This is a genomic window from Bacteroides sp. ET489, assembly GCF_030518095.1.
GTDB classification, from domain to species: domain Bacteria; phylum Bacteroidota; class Bacteroidia; order Bacteroidales; family Bacteroidaceae; genus Bacteroides; species Bacteroides ndongoniae.
In genome coordinates this window covers 1-903 of record NZ_JAULLJ010000115.1, presented here as the reverse complement: position 1 = coordinate 903, position 903 = coordinate 1, and the positions used below count along the sequence as shown (strand labels likewise).

At 43.4% G+C, this 903-nt stretch carries 1 protein-coding gene; it reads left to right on the top strand.

Going from position 1 to position 903, the window contains the following annotated elements; all coding sequences use genetic code 11:
- Positions 1-50 precede the first annotated feature (50 nt).
- On the top strand, positions 51-422 hold the full coding sequence (locus Q3C19_RS18255) for a hypothetical protein (RefSeq protein WP_057258643.1): 372 nt from the start codon (positions 51-53) through the stop codon (positions 420-422).
- Positions 423-903 lie beyond the last annotated feature (481 nt).

Below are 903 nucleotides of genomic sequence, written 5' to 3'. Positions count from 1 at the left end.
TTGGGCGACAAACTGAGCAAATCATTCGGAAACGTGAAAATGGCAGGGATATGAAACGGGAAATAATCACAACGGACAGCTATGGTAGAATTACCATACCATCCGATACAGGTAATATATGGATGAATGAAATGGAGCTGGTGGAACTGTTCGGGGTAATCGCCCCGACGCTCCGTGCCGCCATCCGTGCCGTGTACAAGTGTGGAGTTTTGAATCCTCTTGAAGCAGAAAAACGTATCAGGCTGCCCAACGGCTATTATGCGGACATGTATGCCCTGCCGATGGTGGTGGCACTCGCTTTCCGTATTGACACGTCAAGTACCGCAATGATTCGCAATGTCCTGCTGGAAAGATTGTGCCAGCGAAAAAAGGAACAAGTCCTGCTGGTATCAATGAATAACAGGATGCCGTATGAATGTTAGCATGAACTTTTAATGTTCAGCCATTTGATGATTAACGGTTTAATCTGACGTAGTGACGACATGAAGTCATTGAATCTGTAAATCAGTACGTCAGTCAATCTGTAATTATCTGCAACAACCAGTCCCCGAAGACGTGCATATTCCACGACTTCGGGCTTTTTTATCTCCTTTTACCTGAAAGAGCAACCCGTTTATACTGCATTTTCTTTTGGCATGACCTATTTTGCGCCGTTCCGCATAGATTTGCGTATCAAGATTTTACCGACACTACCGTAGCTTTGCAACCATGTTTAACCCGTTGCCGACAGAATGTAGGCAGCACTAAAACCTGTATCAAGAACATGAAGAAAAAAGAAGAAATCATTTGCGTAGGTACAACTCTCTACAGGATTGTAAATCGGGATTGTCATTATTCACCTATAAGGGGAATAGGACGTTACTACACGGTAAACAAAACACAGCTGGAAAAATTCTGATATTT

Bases quoted from the DNA above. Each gene is read 5' to 3' on its own strand.
- Q3C19_RS18255 (WP_057258643.1), top strand. From the start codon at position 51: ATGAAACGGGAAATAATCACAACGGACAGCTATGGTAGAATTACCATA.